General features: G+C 59.4%; 18 protein-coding genes. 6 read left to right on the plus strand and 12 right to left on the minus strand.

Annotated elements, in window-relative coordinates; genetic code table 11:
* Positions 1-16: 16 nt before the first annotated feature.
* Together QQL28_RS39100 and QQL28_RS39105 are read left to right on the plus strand one after the other, a co-directional pair.
* Positions 17-1,483 (plus strand): type II and III secretion system protein family protein, encoded by a 1,467-nt coding sequence (locus QQL28_RS39100; protein ID WP_431309719.1) that lies wholly within the window; start codon positions 17-19, stop codon positions 1,481-1,483.
* Positions 1,484-1,493: 10 nt separating this feature from the next.
* Positions 1,494-2,159: a CpaD family pilus assembly lipoprotein gene (locus tag QQL28_RS39105; RefSeq protein ID WP_284274249.1), complete on the plus strand. Its 666-nt coding sequence runs from the start codon at positions 1,494-1,496 to the stop codon at positions 2,157-2,159.
* 42 nt (positions 2,160-2,201) lie between these two features.
* Here QQL28_RS39105 and QQL28_RS39110 read toward each other — a convergent pair whose 3' ends face one another.
* The 11 genes from QQL28_RS39110 to QQL28_RS39160 all read right to left on the minus strand — a co-directional run bounded on the left by QQL28_RS39110 (position 2,202) and on the right by QQL28_RS39160 (position 10,628).
* Positions 2,202-3,239 (minus strand): EscU/YscU/HrcU family type III secretion system export apparatus switch protein, encoded by a 1,038-nt coding sequence (locus tag QQL28_RS39110; protein ID WP_284274251.1) that lies wholly within the window; start codon positions 3,237-3,239, stop codon positions 2,202-2,204.
* On the minus strand, positions 3,236-4,057 hold the full coding sequence (gene sctT / locus QQL28_RS39115) for a type III secretion system export apparatus subunit SctT (protein ID WP_284274253.1): 822 nt from the start codon (positions 4,055-4,057) through the stop codon (positions 3,236-3,238). Before sctT ends, QQL28_RS39110 begins: the two co-directional genes overlap by 4 nt.
* Positions 4,058-4,068: 11 nt before the next feature.
* Complete coding sequence (locus QQL28_RS39120; RefSeq protein ID WP_258768918.1) at positions 4,069-4,344, minus strand: EscS/YscS/HrcS family type III secretion system export apparatus protein; 276 nt, start codon at positions 4,342-4,344, stop codon at positions 4,069-4,071.
* Positions 4,345-4,346: 2 nt separating this feature from the next.
* The gene (sctR, locus tag QQL28_RS39125) at positions 4,347-5,012 is read right to left on the minus strand and encodes a type III secretion system export apparatus subunit SctR (RefSeq protein WP_284274257.1); all 666 of its coding nucleotides are present in this window, start codon (positions 5,010-5,012) and stop codon (positions 4,347-4,349) included.
* On the minus strand, positions 5,005-6,117 hold the full coding sequence (gene sctQ, locus QQL28_RS39130; RefSeq protein WP_284274259.1) for a type III secretion system cytoplasmic ring protein SctQ: 1,113 nt from the start codon (positions 6,115-6,117) through the stop codon (positions 5,005-5,007). Before sctQ ends, sctR begins: the two co-directional genes overlap by 8 nt.
* Positions 6,107-6,646, minus strand: coding sequence for an efflux RND transporter periplasmic adaptor subunit (locus QQL28_RS39135; RefSeq protein WP_284274261.1), 540 nt, complete (start codon positions 6,644-6,646; stop codon positions 6,107-6,109). The genes sctQ and QQL28_RS39135 overlap by 11 nt, the downstream gene beginning before the upstream one ends.
* The gene (sctN, locus tag QQL28_RS39140) at positions 6,622-7,980 is read right to left on the minus strand and encodes a type III secretion system ATPase SctN (protein ID WP_284274264.1); all 1,359 of its coding nucleotides are present in this window, start codon (positions 7,978-7,980) and stop codon (positions 6,622-6,624) included. Before sctN ends, QQL28_RS39135 begins: the two co-directional genes overlap by 25 nt.
* The gene (gene sctL / locus QQL28_RS39145; RefSeq protein WP_284274266.1) at positions 7,977-8,600 is read right to left on the minus strand and encodes a type III secretion system stator protein SctL; all 624 of its coding nucleotides are present in this window, start codon (positions 8,598-8,600) and stop codon (positions 7,977-7,979) included. Before sctL ends, sctN begins: the two co-directional genes overlap by 4 nt.
* A gap of 5 nt (positions 8,601-8,605) precedes the next feature.
* Complete coding sequence (locus QQL28_RS39150; protein WP_348522553.1) at positions 8,606-9,055, minus strand: nodulation protein NolU; 450 nt, start codon at positions 9,053-9,055, stop codon at positions 8,606-8,608.
* 181 nt (positions 9,056-9,236) lie between these two features.
* Complete coding sequence (gene sctJ, locus QQL28_RS39155; RefSeq protein WP_284274270.1) at positions 9,237-10,103, minus strand: type III secretion system inner membrane ring lipoprotein SctJ; 867 nt, start codon at positions 10,101-10,103, stop codon at positions 9,237-9,239.
* 9 nt (positions 10,104-10,112) lie between these two features.
* A complete protein-coding gene (locus tag QQL28_RS39160) occupies positions 10,113-10,628 on the minus strand; it encodes a nodulation protein NolB (protein ID WP_284274271.1) in 516 nt (171 codons plus the stop codon).
* Between the two features lie 190 nt (positions 10,629-10,818).
* On the opposite strand from QQL28_RS39160, the gene QQL28_RS39165 reads away from it, so the two are divergent.
* Positions 10,819-11,514, plus strand: coding sequence for a nodulation protein NolW (locus QQL28_RS39165; RefSeq protein WP_284274273.1), 696 nt, complete (start codon positions 10,819-10,821; stop codon positions 11,512-11,514).
* Between the two features lie 475 nt (positions 11,515-11,989).
* Here the strand turns inward: QQL28_RS39165 and QQL28_RS39170 are convergent, their stop codons facing one another.
* Entirely contained in the window at positions 11,990-12,196 is a 207-nt protein-coding gene (locus tag QQL28_RS39170; RefSeq protein ID WP_284274275.1) for a hypothetical protein, read from the minus strand.
* A gap of 461 nt (positions 12,197-12,657) precedes the next feature.
* Here QQL28_RS39170 and QQL28_RS39175 point away from each other — a divergent pair, with 461 nt between their 5' ends.
* The 3 genes from QQL28_RS39175 to QQL28_RS39185 all read left to right on the plus strand — a co-directional run bounded on the left by QQL28_RS39175 (position 12,658) and on the right by QQL28_RS39185 (position 14,779).
* Positions 12,658-13,266: a sensor histidine kinase gene (locus QQL28_RS39175; protein WP_284274277.1), complete on the plus strand. Its 609-nt coding sequence runs from the start codon at positions 12,658-12,660 to the stop codon at positions 13,264-13,266.
* Positions 13,267-13,362: 96 nt separating this feature from the next.
* Positions 13,363-13,992 (plus strand): response regulator, encoded by a 630-nt coding sequence (locus QQL28_RS39180; RefSeq protein ID WP_284274279.1) that lies wholly within the window; start codon positions 13,363-13,365, stop codon positions 13,990-13,992.
* Between the two features lie 151 nt (positions 13,993-14,143).
* Complete coding sequence (locus QQL28_RS39185; protein ID WP_284274281.1) at positions 14,144-14,779, plus strand: response regulator transcription factor; 636 nt, start codon at positions 14,144-14,146, stop codon at positions 14,777-14,779.
* The last annotated feature ends 178 nt before the right edge of the window (positions 14,780-14,957 follow it).

Below are 14,957 nucleotides of genomic sequence, written 5' to 3' on the forward strand. Positions count from 1 at the left end.
GAAAGAAAAGACCATCTTGAACGTCATTCTTGAAAAGCATGCTGGCGCCAAGGGTGGACCGATCGTTGCCAACGCCTTCTCGTCGAGCTTTCTGCCTTGTCTATCGCATCTTTTGTGCGCGGTCGTTCTGCTATCCCCACTTACTGCCGTGGCTCAGATCAAGGGCGATAATGGAGGAGGAACGCCGCGTCCGGTCCCTGATGCCATAACCGGAACGCTGAACCTTTCCTCTTCGCTTGGTAAGACAATTCATCTGCCCGCGCCAGCCGCGAGCATCTTCGTCGCCGATCCTGCGATCGCGGATTATCAGGCGCCGTCGAACAAGACCATCTTCGTCTTTGGCAAGAAATCGGGACGGACCAGCCTGTTCGCACTGAACGAAAATGGGGAGGCTCTTGCTGAGCTACGCGTTGTCGTCTCGCAGCCGATCGAGGATCTGCGTGCCACGCTGAAAGCACAGGTCGGCGACTATGCGATCCAAGTCAGCTATACCCCGCGCGGCGCCATCCTTAGCGGCACGGCGCCCAATGCTGAGATCGTCGAAAGCGCGGTGAAAGTCACCGAGCAGTTTCTCGGCTCGGGTGCACTCGTCCTTAATAAGATCCAGGTGGCTGGATCATTGCAGGTCAATTTGAGCGTGCGCGTGGCTGAGGTCTCCCGAAGCGCTATGAAGGAGCTCGGAGTCAACCTCTCCGCATTCGGTCAAGCTGGTCCTTTCACCCTCGGCTTGGTCAGTGGCAGTGGTGGCGGTAACGGCGCCGCACAGGGCGGCGGTACGGCAAGGATCGGGTTCAACGCTGGCGGTGTCAACGTCAGCGCTGTACTCGATGCACTGGCAAGCGAGCACCTTGCTTCCGTCCTTGCTGAACCGAGCCTGACCGCAATGTCCGGTGAATCGGCAAGCTTTTTGGCCGGCGGCGAATTTCCTATTCCGGTCTTGCAGGACAATCGGCAGGTTTCCGTCGAGTTCCGCCACTTCGGCGTTAGCCTGGAGTTCGTGCCGACCGTTCTTAGCAATAATCAGATCAATATCCGCGTGAAGCCTGAAGTCAGTGAACTATCGTCGCAAGGCGCAGTCACCGTCAACGGCATCTCCGTGCCGGCTCTCTCCACCCGACGTGCCAATACGGTCGTCGAACTCGCAAGCGGCCAAAGCTTTGCAATCGGTGGGCTAATCCGGCGTAACTTCAACACTGATATCACGACTTTCCCTTGGCTCGGCGACATACCGATTCTTGGTGCGCTGTTTCGCTCGTCCCAGTTTCAACGGGAGGAGACGGAACTCGTGATCATCGTGACGCCTTACGTCGTGCGGCCAAGATCGAACACGCGGCCGATGAGTGCCCCCACTGACCGCATCGCACCGCCCTCAGATCTCGCGCGCAGTCTGACGAACCATCTGGCAACTCGGCCGCCCGCTCGCGGTGCTCCCGCCACCAACGCACCGAGCGCGACGAGGGGCGCCGGCGACAACACTGAATGAGGATCAGCCAATGACCTTTCGCATCGTATGCCCCCTGATCGCTCTGGCGGCGGGTCTGGCCGCCTGCGCAAGCACTGCACCGACCTCCGTTGATCCGGCTTCACAAGCTATCCTGGTTCAAGAGGAGAAGAACGTTTTACTGTTGCAGAGCCTTCGAGGGGCCGAACGGTTGCGTCTACGGGAGTTCATAGCGAGTACCAGTCGCGGTCGGCGTGACGCGCTCCATCTCAATATTGCCGGCCCACCTCAGCTCGGAGTGCAGATAGCCAGTGAGGCCCGCGCAATGGGCGTTGACGCTCACAATATCCGCCTGTACGGCCCACTCATTACCCGGCGCGATCGCTTTGCGGCGCGAATCGAGGCGATTACGTATGAGGCGCACCCTCCCGTCTGTCCGTCGATGTCGATCGTCGGTCCGTCCGTGAACGACAATTCTTTCGACCCGACACTTGGCTGCTCGATCCGCAACAACCTTGCTATCATGGTCAACGATCCCAGTGACTTGATTGGCAATTCGGCCGTTAGGCCGAGCGACGGCAATCGTGCGGCCATCCCCGTTGCCACATACAAGAGCTTCGCGACGGGCAATAACAGCAACTTGGGACAGGCAGCTAACAACAAGTCGCCATCAGATCTCTCGTCAGCCGGCACTACGGCCGGACAGCCGTCTCAATAGCGAGGACGTCCTTCTGTCATGCGATGTCATTCACAGTATGACCTAGACTTGACCGGCGGCAAGGAGAGCTCTTGCGACAGACTCGAAATACTGGGTAGGAATGGGGTTACCAAGCTTGACGCTGCGGATCAGCTCACGGACCACGGCGTGGTCATCGACAATAGTGAGACGAAGGGCCCGCGCCTCGTCACATAGCCGTAAAGCGGCTTCGCCCTCGCCGCGGCAAACCACGACAGGCACGCCGGTTTCGCCGCGAACGTAGCGTACCCCGACCAGCATCTCCTGCCCGGTCAAGATCAAGGTTGCCCTATTCACCCCGAGCGGAGCCTCGCGCGCCTGCTCCCGACGGAGACGACGGTGTTCTCGTTTCACCTCCGGGTTACCTTGTTGCTCCTTGGACTCCCGCTTTGCCTCGCTCTCGGTCATGCGCATGCTGCGCAAGAACAACCAGCGTTGGATGAGAAGATCGATCAATCCGCCGATGAGAAAGGCACCGCAGGCAATCCCGATCAACAGTTTGACTTCCATGAAGACAAAGCCGAAGCAGCCCATGCCGCAAGCCGGCAGATAGACCAGTGTCCTCCACGCGCCGACAACGACGAAGAAGAAGATCGCACCGAGGCCGATGGCTTTGAGCAGGGTCTTCCCAAGCTCGACGAGGGAGCGCATGGATGCGATGCGCTTCAATCCCTGTATGGGATCAACGTTCTCGAATTTCAGCTTTACCGGCTCGAAGGAGAAGATCATTCCACCATTGGCCAAGACTGTCGTCAGAATTGCCCCGACGACAATAGTGGCGAGGAACGGGCCAATAATTCCCAGAGCAAGTTCCGGCAAGACGCCCAGCGCCAGCTGGACCGCAACATCGAACGGCTTATCCAGCAGTTTGTCAGTTAGCATGAGCGCTTGATGGCACTTGTCCTGGATGGAACTGGCTTCAAACCAGAGATAGCCGAGACCTGCGCAGACGCTGACGGCTCTCACTAAATCGGTGCTGTGCGCAACCTGTCCTCTCTTGCGCGCATCCTTTAGCTTCTTGTCAGAGGGGGGGAGCGTTTTCTCTTCGCTCGTATCGCTCATTTAAGTTGCCTTTCGATCCTCTCCAACTCGCGGCTCGACTGGCTGATCTCCGATTGCATGTATTCGATGAGATAGACGGTGTAGGTGACCATGACGATCGCAAAACCGATATTCTTGATCGTCAAGGACAGGTCCTTCGGGTTGAATTGCGGCGCAAAGCGCTGGAGTAACATCGCTGATATATCGACGAGCAACAGGAACGCCACCACAGGCCCAGAGACCAAAATTGTGGTACGTATGATGCCGTCGATCACGCCGAACAATTCAATGGTTCCTTGCACGCTCACCGTGGGCTGGAACTGATACACAGGCAAGATCAGATAGCTGCCATAAAGTACGCTGATCATAGTCTGCAGGCCTCCCGTTACGACGAAGATTGTGATCGCCGTGATACCGAGAAACAGTCCTGTCGCCGAAGCCTGACTGCGTGTCGCCGGATCGGCGGGCGCGACCACGCTGGTGATGCCTCGTTGGGTGTCGATGATTTCCCCGACAGCCTGGAGGCTCCATAGCGGGATGCTGAGCAGCGCACCGATCACGAGGCCGACGCACGCCTCCTTCAAGCCCAGTAGCGTGATCTTGATCAGACGTGTATCCGGATCTAGCGCCTTCAAGCCATCGCCGATTTGCGCCAAGTACGGTAGTTCGATGCCAACGGCCAGGCAGCCGCGGATCAGTCCGCCAATCTGCGAACGCGTAAATACAGGAAGGACCAGCATAATGCCCGCGGGACGGGCCGCACCAAGGCCGGCAGCAACGACGAGTTCGATGGCCGCCCGGATCAGGCTTTGCGTCTCGGCGCTTGACAAGTCAGACATCGCGACGATTGCTAGTAACTTGCCGTCAGTCCGGGAAACTCAGTGAATATCTGCTTGGCTTGTTCGATGAGCGGGGCGCTCAGCACCGGAGAAAACAGAGCGATAACCGCAACAACGACCAGAAGCTTGACAGTCAGTGGCAACGTCTGGTCCTGGAGCTGCGTTGCAGCCTGGAGGATACCGATAATGGTTTCGGCGACCGCCGCTGCAATGAGTGGAGGCAGCACCCAGATCATGAAAAGCACGAGCGATCGGCTCATGTGAGCGAGAATAGTTGTGTCGTCCATGCTCAACCTCCCGGTGTTGTGTAGCTCAGCACCAGCCCGTGCATGAGACGCGACCAGCCATCGATCGCCACGAATAGAAAGAGCTTGAAAGGCACGGATATCACCGTCGGAGAGACCATTGACATGCCCATTGCCATCAGGATTGTCGTTACGATCAGATCGATCGTGATAAAAGGCAGATAGAGCAAAAACCCAATTTCGAAGGCGCGCTTGAGTTCTGAGATAAGAAAAGACGGGACGAGAATGACAAAATCATCAGCTGTGGCTTTGCCGCGCATCTCCTCTGGCCAGACACGTTCGGTCGAGGACAGGAAAAAGCCTCGCTGATCTTCATTGGTGAACTTCTTGAGATAGCCTCGCAGCGGCTCCTGCCCTTCTTTCGCAGCGCTTACCCAATCCTCGAGCGTTTGATAGCGGAGCTGCAGATCGGCTACTCGATTGTAGCTCTGTTCAAAGACCGGGGCGCTGGTGAAGGCGGTGAGGATCAATGCAGCGCCGTATAAAACGATGTTCGGCGGTATCGACTGGGTCCCAAGAGCATTGCGGACGAGGAAAAGAACGACAGACACCTTTATGAACGCCGTGGTCGTGACAACCGCAAACAGCAATAAGCCGAGCCCGGCCGTGACCGCAAGAAGCGCCAGGATTGCCGGTTGAACGTCAGTCATGGCCGGCTAACCTGCCACGAAGCCTGATGCCGAGCTCGTCCCCAATACGTACGATGTCGCCACTGCCGATCCGTCGGCCGTTTGCAAGGATATCGACCGGGCCGTCGACCGGCCGGCCAAGTTCGAACACATGTCCTTCGCCGATGCCCCTCAATGCTCCCAGCGTGATCGGCCAGCGGCCGCATTCGAAGACAAGGGTGACCTCGATGTCGTCGAGGTCAGCTTCCGAGGGCGGATGCTGCGGTCGGGGCGGTGTTGTCATATGTGCGTACTCCAGAGGTCGCGGCACCAACCGAAATGGTCTCCGTAGGATCAGGCGGTTGCCGGCGACATCTGCCACGGTCCATAACCGGCCCGCAGTGAGAGTGATCTCACCACGGGCAAATGGCATTACGTCTGGCAATAGTGCGTCGCCTGCACTCGTTTTGCGAAGCAGCGAGGCCGTAGCGCGGAGCGCACCCAGTTCTCCTGCAACGATGATGGGAAGCTCTTTGGAAAGCTTGCGCGTTTCGCGCGGCAATTGGCCGAAGAGCTCGCCTAAAGCGTGGAACGCCGGCGGTATCGGTCCATCAAGAGGCGAGAAAAGAAACAGGCGACCTTTGGTCCTGACCGGACCGTAGATGATGCCGAATTCGATGTAAGGCCCGATCGTCTCCGCCTTTCCAACACGGAGAAGTTGCAGCCGCTGCTGAATCTGATTCTCCAGAGGTGCCAGCAACGGTTCGAGTGCAAGTTCGAGAACGAGCGAACGACTTGGCTCGGAAGGCAACGTTAGGCCGCTCTGTACTGCCGAGATTAACGCCTCGGCAAGTGCATGGGGTATCGACAAAACGATCGTTTCATCTCCGACGCCCCAAACGCAGTCGAGCATCGATATCGCCGAAGGTTCAACCTGCCAGACGAGTCGTTCCAATCGCACCGATAGCAGCTTATCGCCAAGGCTCGTCTGCAAAGGCGTGCGGGGGGTGGCGATGCTATTGAGCCACGCGACAAACGCATGGGTCAGAATGAGTGACGGCTCGTAGGTCGCGTATTCGTCCGCAGGATTTGCAGCAGGCGGGTCTACAAGACAGCACGTTTGCGACGCAAAAGAACTAGCGCTCATCAGAACCGTCTGCCACTTTGTGGGGCAAAGCCCGCCCGTAACGAAGCGAGACCTCATCATCGGCCTCTATCTCGGCTGTAACCTCTGCATGGGTGTCGGCCGCCCGATGGACATCGGTCTCGATTTGCCGCCATTTGTCAGTTGCCGCGGAACATTTGGCCCAGTGCGCCCGCCCTTCGGAGGCCGCTGTCTCGGCCTGCTTTTGAGCGCTACGCGCGTCCTCAAGCGTCTGACGTTTCGACGTGACCTCAGTTGCGAGCCTCTCAAGAATGAGCTCGCGACGATCGAGTTCAACGACGGACACGGTACCGAGCGATGTCAGCTGCTCGTAAACCTCCGCCTGCGCCTGCGCGCGACGTTCTTCTGCAATTGCAAGTTCTCGCCCGGCGCGCTCCGCGGCCAAGGCCTCGATGCGGCATCTAGCCTCCATATTGGACAACTCAGTTCGAGCACCGCGCTCACGTATTTCCTTTACGTGCCGCAATCTCGAAGCGTGAATGCAACTCATGCGGTCAGACGGCACATCCATGTGACGGTTTCCTCGAAACTGGACGCATCGTTTTCGCCCTGGCGCAAGAACTTGCGCAGGTCATCGATAGAGGCGATAGCCCGGTCCGTCAGCGGATCGCTGCCTTGCTTGTATTCGCCGACCTTGACCAAAAACTCGGCCTCTGCGTGGCGTGAGAGCAGATCGCGGAAGAAGGAAGCTGCCTTGCGGTGCGGCGCCGACACGACGGCATCCATGACGCGGCTGCGGCTCGACAGCACATCGATAGCGGGGAAATGCGCTCGCGCCGCGATAGAAGGTGAGAGAACGATATGGCCATCGAGAATGCCGCGCGTTTCCTCGGCGATTGGATCGCCCGTACCCTCACCTTCTACAAGCACGGTATAGAAGGCTGTAATTGAGCCGTGCTCATCCATGCCCGCACGCTCCAGCAAGCCCGGCAGCATGGCAAAGACAGAGGGAGGAAAGCCCCGCCGGGTCGGTGGCTCACCCGCAGCAAGCCCGATTTCGCGCATCGCGCGGCTAAAACGCGTCAGTGAATCCATCATCAGAACGACGCGCAGGCCTTGTTCGCGAAAATATTCGGCGAGCGCGGTTGCCATATAGGCACATTGCGCCCGTTCCATCGCCGAGCGATCGGAGGTCTCGACGACGACGACCGTACGGCGAAGGGCTGCCTCCCCTAGATGCCGCTCGATGAATTCACGCACTTCTCGTCCACGCTCACCTATCAGAGCAACCACGGTCACGTCGGCGATCGCGCCCTTTACGATCTGTGCCAATAAGGTCGACTTGCCGCAACCAGGCTCTCCATATATGCCGATGCGCTGGCCCTCGCCGCATGTCAGAAGACCGTCCAAGACACGGACACCGAGTGGCAAGGGCCGCTCGATGATGCGTCTCGTCATTGGATTTGGAGCTTGGCCGCGCAGGGGGCGAGTTTCTGTGGCCTTGACTGCGCCCTTGCCATCGAGAGGACGGCCGAAGCTGTCGATCACCCGGCCAAGCAGATCGGGCCCGACCGGCACTTCATGCATTCGTCCGGTCGCGACGACTTCTGCGCGGCTGGACACGCCCAGCAAGTCACCGATCGGCGTCAGCAACACGCCATCCGGCAATAGACCTATCACCTCGGCCTCAAGCGAGAAGCCGGTGCGCGGATCCTGCACGACACAAAGCTCTCCGACGCGAGCATCCGGCAAGACTGCATGGAGGAGCGTGCCGATCGCGCGCGTGATCCGTCCGCGTACGGGACGCGTGTCGACATGCCTTGCTATCGATCGCAGACGCGATAGCGCCACGTGCGCACTCCCCTCGCCATGGGGACTGCTATGGTTTGCTCCCCGCGCTGTCACAGTTCGCCTGCCTGAGGAGGTAACCCAAGTCCAAGACGCAGCGCGCGGAGCTGTGCGGCAAGTCCGAGATCGACATTGCCGAACTCGCTCCGCAATACGCATTCGTGCGGGGCGAGCGCCGGATCCGGAACAATTCGGACAGCCGGCCGGCCCTCCCGTCCGTCGCACGCTGCAAATTCGCGTGCAAGCGTATCGGCATTCATGGGCGACACATGAAGAGAAAGTTCCGCCCCACCATATTTTCGCAGGATCGCGTGACGAACCGTTCTCACCAACATCTCGCCCGGGTCGAAGGCGCCGAGCAGATCGGTTACGATCTCCATCACGAGCTGCGGCAACTCCTCCTCTAGAGTGGCGTTTCTCCGTGCCACTTCCGAGGTCGCCTGCGCGACCAGTTGCGCCATTTCCTCGGCGCCCGCCGTCACCCCCTCGGTACGGCCGCGCGCTCGCTCCAGCTGATAGGCTCTGCGCGCCCAACCGCGAACGCGCTGCAGATGCCGCTCTGCTGCGGCTCGCGCCTCGACGGCTTTCTGCCAGATTTCGAGATCCCTCGCTTCTATGAGCGGGCCAAGCGGGCGCATGTGCGGAGCTAAGGGCGGCGCGGATTCGTCGGCTGTCATAGCACTTAGCCTTCCGTCGCCAAATGGGCCAAAACCAAGGAAAATAATCGGCCTGCGGCTTCGCGATGTTCGTTTGCTGGATGGTCGGCGGCAGTTCCGACTGCTAAGCGTAGAAGCACGCGGCTGCGATCAAGCGCTGACCCTTCGTCGAGCCAGGCGCCGAGACAGGCATGCCCATCGTCATCAATCTCTTGCGCGAGTTGTTGTGGATCGGCAATGACACTGGTTGAAACCGCGTGCGATGCATGTCGGATACCGAAAGCCTGCACTTCGGCACCGACACGCCCGATCAGCACGGCGACATCCTGCTTTGAGATCAGCTTTATCAGCGAACGGGCATGCCAAATACTGCCGGCGAGCAGAGCGGCCCGTTGCGGATCATGCCCGAGCAGAAGGTCCGGGCCCGAGACCCCTCCGTTCAAGTCCATTTCATTGTCAAGCAGCAACTCTGCCATCCTTATCTGCAGCCTGGGGCTCTTCTGCAGCTGCACCAGCGTCGCAGCCGATAGGTTCGCGTCAAGACGTGCGGCAAGACGGGTCGGATGAATCGAGGCAGCGAGCCCGCGAGCACTTACCGATAGCGGTAGACGACGCCGCTCGGCGGACGACTTCGATGGCTCCATGTCGAACGCTACCCTAGGTCGCATTAGGGTTAATCGCTTTGCGAACGACCTCGATAGCGGACGCCGCCGAACGTCCGCCAACCGCGGCTACTTTGGGAGACGATTGCCTTCGCTGACGTATACGAGCGCTCAGCAAGACGTAGGACAGCACGCCGAATACCGACCCGCCGAGACCCGTTCCAACTGCAAGCAAGGGCGTTGAAATCAATCCAGGCGCTTGGGTGAATGCAGCCGCCGGCGCGGGCCGCTGCTCGAGTGCAGGCCGCTCGACCGACACAAACACCACAGCCACCTTGTCGTAGGATAAGCCCTCGATGCTGTTGGCAACGAGCATCTTAATCTGCGGCAGCAGGATTGAGAGATCGGCCTTGGAGTCATGCCGGATGAAAACCGACGCCGAAGATGGCGTAGCGTCCCGTCGCAACAGGTCGTTCTTCGGCAGAACAACATGGACGCGCGCTGACAGGACGCCGTCGATATCGCTGATCGTGCGCGACAATTCCTCGCTCAGGGCATAGACGTAACGGGCGCGCTCCTCAGTCGGCGAAGCAATCAGGCCCGCCGCGTTGAACACTTCGCCGAGACTCTTGAAGGAGTGGCGCGGCAGGCCTTCGGCATTCAGCAGGTCGATCGAAAAGGCAATCTGATTCTGCTCGACCTGGATCGTGCTGGTCCCATCCTTGGCCGCAACACGAACCGAATCGACCCCATTCTTAAGGAGCACCGCAAGCATCTCATTCGCCTCACGCTCCTGCACCTTGGTGTAGAGATCAGCTTTGCAACCAATAAGGGGGAGAAGGAGCGGCAGCAGAGCCAGGCCGCGAAACCACTTGTTAAATGGGCGACCATGGCCGCTTTCGCGACGGATTGAACCAATCATTCGCCCCACTCAGCCCGCCGATATTAGTTTGTTCAGTGATGAACTGATACTGCCAATGCCGTTCGAAATCAGCGTAACCTGGATGACGCTGTCAGAAACATCCTTCAGATTCGTCATCATCGCCTCGAAGTTATCTACGCTGTGAGGGGCGCTCGACAGACGTGTTTCCGCCGCGCCCGGTTGCCGCAAAAGGGGCTGCGACGCCGGCCCAGGCTCCGCAGCCTTCGGAAGAGCGGCCCCACCGCCGGCCGCGACGTGAGGAACTGCATTGACCCGATACAGCGAGGAAAGATTTTGGAGGATGCGCTCGCCCAGGGGACTGGCCTGTGTTGTTGTTCGCCAAACTTCTGATGTCGGGGCAACAGGCGCTACTTCTGTCACTGGAGGCGTAACGTCTTGAGACGAAGCCACCTGCAAAAGGCTCTGCTGGAACTGGACCTGCTCGCCGACCGCTGTTGGCGTGCAGGTCTTGGACAGACCTTCGGTCAGAGTGGGTGAAATCGGCGCAGCGCCTAACACCATCATGGAGAAACCTTGCTCTCTTCGAGACGTGATGAGACCGGCCGTTCAAGACCCATTAACAGCCCAACTGTCCTAGAGAGGCGAGCTGACGACAAGCTGACGAGTTCGCCCCGTCCAGCGTCATCTAAAGATCACGTTTGGTCTCCAAGTTGGCGTGACTTCACTCCCGTTGGCTAAGTCAAAGAAAGCGTGAATGCTCATCCGATCCATGATCCTGTGCGTTTTGAACGCCGTTCTGTGTGTCGGTGTTTTCATTACGACCGGAACACAGATGGCGCTCGGCGCTTCCCTGTCGCTGCCCTCGACGCCTTATCACTATTTAGTTGTGGATCAGGAGCTTCCTTCCGCGCTGCAAGAATTCGGCAACAACCTCAATATCAGAGTCAGCATCAGCGGCGAGGTGAAGGGACGGATTCGCGGGCGCTTGCCGGATCTGGCACCGCGCGAATTCCTCGACCATCTGACGAACCTGTACAATCTTCAGTGGTACTACGATGGACTCGTGCTTTACGTGTCTGCCGCAAAGGAAGCGCAAACTCGTCTGCTTCTACTGGGCCCGGTCAGCTTCGAGGCGTTCACGGCGGCCCTTGATGCGCTCAGCATCTCCGACGAGCGCTATATCATGAGACCGGCGCCCGGAAATGGCCTGGTGTTGGCGTCCGGTCCACCACGCTTCATCGCGCTCGTGGATGAGACGCTCAATGGGCTGGTGGCGCAGGCGCAAGCGCGACCACGCGCTGTCGAGGCGCCGCCGCGGGACTCTGTGCTGATGTTATTTCGCGGTTCCTCGGAGATGATCATTCGGGATGGAAGACCGGAAGGTCCCTATTCTTTCGACACCCCGCGCCAGGACGGCGTCATGCCCGCGCATGCGCTAGGCCAGAGATGATTAAGACCTAGTTGTCAAATTCCTACAGCGCGCTCCATAAGGAGAGGACGTCAATGAGTGGCTCAGGGCAACTCTCCAACGTCCTCACAATCACGGCTTCGATGCTGGCAACGTCAATCGTGCGTGGCGCGCCGGAACGCGGCTCGTCGTGCAGCCCGGCCACACGCTGCTCCATAAAACGCCGCCGCCACTTCCGCTTCTGACCACCTTGCGCTCGGGTCAGAACGATCCGGGCTCTCAGAGCCCACGCCTGCGCCGGTCTTCCACCGCATCGTCAGCGACGTCAGTTCGGCCCGCTCGCATCGCTCAGGGGGCAAGTTGGACCGCCATTGGACACAAGGTCGCTGTTTGCCTCCATCCTTGGCATAGCAACGCTCTGTGATTGCGAACTAGTGACTCGGGACATTAGAGGCTCTCTTATGTGAGTCCCCGCTGAAGACCAGTACGTTGCGGCAATAGGTCCGACCTGCCGTTCCTAGCCGCCATCATGCCTAAAAAACGGCAGAACCTTGCGATCTTCTTCTCTGACGATGTCTGTAAGTAGCTCAAGCTTCTTGGCCAACTCTGCAAAGCTGTTCGAGATGCTAATCAGAGTGCTCAATCGCTTTGGCGAAATGTCACCTGCTCCTGCCAGAGCCTTATAGTGACTTGAGAAATCACGGCATTCGTCGGCTGTCAGCATGGTCGGATAACCTGATGTCTATGGGCGCGCCGGAGCCACCTCGGATGACGCCCTGCGTTATTTTGCTCAGCGGCCTCAAAGAATTACTCTCAATCCAAGCTAGGTGGATTGAGAGGATCTACCATGTCGCAGTCAAAGCACCTGAAGATCGGTGCGCGCGTCCATGGGCGTCCGTCCGCTATCTTTTCGTCGTATGTCCGTAACAATCGCCGTGCCAGAAGACTGGAAAAAAGCCGTGCGTCACCGAGTTGGCGATTGCAGGTGTCCGCAACCTCTGTCAGGCGGCGACTTTTGCGAACTAAATCGTACACTGGTACGAACCGCCGAGACTCACAAGATTGGTAGGCAACTCTGGCTTGAGGCGGACGTAAGGTCATATTGTAGCGTCGCTTGAAAAGTACGATTGACCGGATGATGCGATTTGGATTTGCAGACCTCGTCAGCCAACTGAATCTCCTTCGATGCGCCTGCGCACCTGCCTAAACGACCAGGCCAGTGCTGCGCGGTTATGTGGCGAGATCGACGCCTCGATCGACGAAGCGCTGCAGGAGATCCGGGCGTTTGCTTATCTGCTGCACCCGCAGAATCTGACGGTTGACGGTCTGAAAGCAACGATCGAACGTTATTCGCGGGGATTTGCCGCGCGGACATCCCTGCACGTCACGACCAGGATGTCGTCGGATATCGATCGCTTGTCGCGTGACAAGCAGCATGCGTTGCTCCGGGTCATCCAGGAGGCCCTCACGAACGTCTTCCGTCATGCGAAGGCGACGGAGGTGAAGATCGCCGTCGCCTCGAGCGGCCGCCATTTTCAATTGACGGTCAGCGACAACGGGCGGGGCTTTCCGACTGATCGCGCGAAATCCGGCACGAAAGCCGTGATGGGCGTTGGGATCCCGGCCATGCGGGCCAGATTGCAGCAGATCGGAGGCACGCTTCATATCCACTCCGACGTGGCGGCGCGACATGCCGGCACCACAGTGCTGGCGGTGTTCCCGCGCGATGTCGTCGAGAACAAACGCAACAGGAAGGCCACGACAGCCGTAAGAGCCCGCCCAAGCACATCGTGAGAGAAAAAGACTGATCACCGGTGGCAGGGGAACGTCGCCCTGTCGCGCTTGGCGTTTCGGGCTGCCACCGTGTCTAGGAACTTGGAGTGCTCTGCCATGAAATGGTTTCTGATCGCGGACGATCACGAGGCAGTGCGATCGGGCCTGCGCGCCGTGCTTGAACAACGGGCGGATTGGGAGGTGGTCGCTGAAGCCAATGACGGCAGCAAGGCCGTTGCCGCTGCAATCGCCAACCAGCCCCACGTCGCCATCGTCGATTTTTCCATGCCGCGTATGACCGGGGTGGAAGTCGCACGGCGGATCAGGGAATACCCGCTCCAGACCGAGGTGCTGATCTTCACGGTGCACAATTCCAGCCTGCTCGCGCAGGAGGCGTTCCAGGCAGGGGCGCGCGCCTTCCTGCTGAAATCCGACGCCAAAAAGCTGCTGCTGGCGGCGGTCGAGGCGCTTCTGGCGCACAAGCCGTTCTGTACCAGGAGCTGTCAGAACGAACTGGATCGCGGGCTGAGCCGCGGCATGGACAGCCGGCAGGCGCTCACCCCGCGGGAGCAACTCGTCGTCAAGCTGGTTGCGGAGGGGTACAGCAACAAGGGCATCAGCTCCATCCTGGACCTCAGCGTCAAGACGACGGAGGCGCACCGGGCCGCTGCGATGCGCAAGCTCGACGTGAATTCGACGGCCGGACTGGTCCGCTACGCGGTGCGGGCCGGGTTGATCGAGGTATGAGGCCCGAGATATGAGGCCCTTGAGTACAATCGCCGAGGGATTTCAGGGTTTTGTGGGATAACCCGCTGGACTGCGACCGGTATGATCGCTCGATCTTCCTGCCGGTCGCCTCCATCGATCGCCCGATGGGCCCGCATACGGGAACGACGTCGTGAAGCGCATCGTGATTGCGGATGATCATGAAGTCGTGCGCTCCGGGCTGCGGGCGATCGTCGAAACCCGCTCCAACTGGATCGTCAGCGGAGAGGCGACCAATGGCGAGCAGGCGGTCGCATTGGCGTTGGAGACGCGGCCCGATGTCGTGATCGTCGACTATTCGATGCCGCTCATGAACGGACTGGAGGTCAGCCGTCGTCTGAAGGCGCTGCATGTGCGCACGGAGGTGCTGATCCTGACGATGCACGAGAATGAGGAGCTGCTGACCGAAGCCATCCTGGCGGGAGTCCGCGGGTTCCTGTTCAAGTCGGATGCCAGGAACCACCTGATTTCCGCCATCGAGGCGCTGCTCGACGGCAGGCCTTACTTCACCAGCCTGCTGCTGGAGAAACTGCTCCACGACTACCAGCTCAACAAGCAGAACAAGTCGGGCATGCTGCTGACGTCACGCGAGCAGAGCGTGGTTCAGCTCATTGCCGAAGGACATACCAACAGGTCCATCAGCACCATCCTGAAGCTGAGCATGAAGACGGTCGAGACACATCGCGCATCGGCGATGCGCAAGCTCGGGACGTCGTCGACGGCTGAGCTGGTTCGCTATGCAATTCGCAAGCGACTGGTGGCGCCGTGAAGGGCGACCTGCGGAGAGGCCGCATCTCGGTGATGGTGCCTCTGCCAGCGCGATCAGCAGCCTCGACAGATCGCCAGCTTGCTGTCGAGGTCGTCTCTTCGCGTGTGGGCCCAAGGTCGCTCGCGAGAGACGGATCCTCGCTCGGGCGCGCCATGATGAGGTCTTCCCCGCCAAGCAG

The organism is Bradyrhizobium iriomotense, assembly GCF_030160715.1.
GTDB lineage: Bacteria > Pseudomonadota > Alphaproteobacteria > Rhizobiales > Xanthobacteraceae > Bradyrhizobium > Bradyrhizobium iriomotense.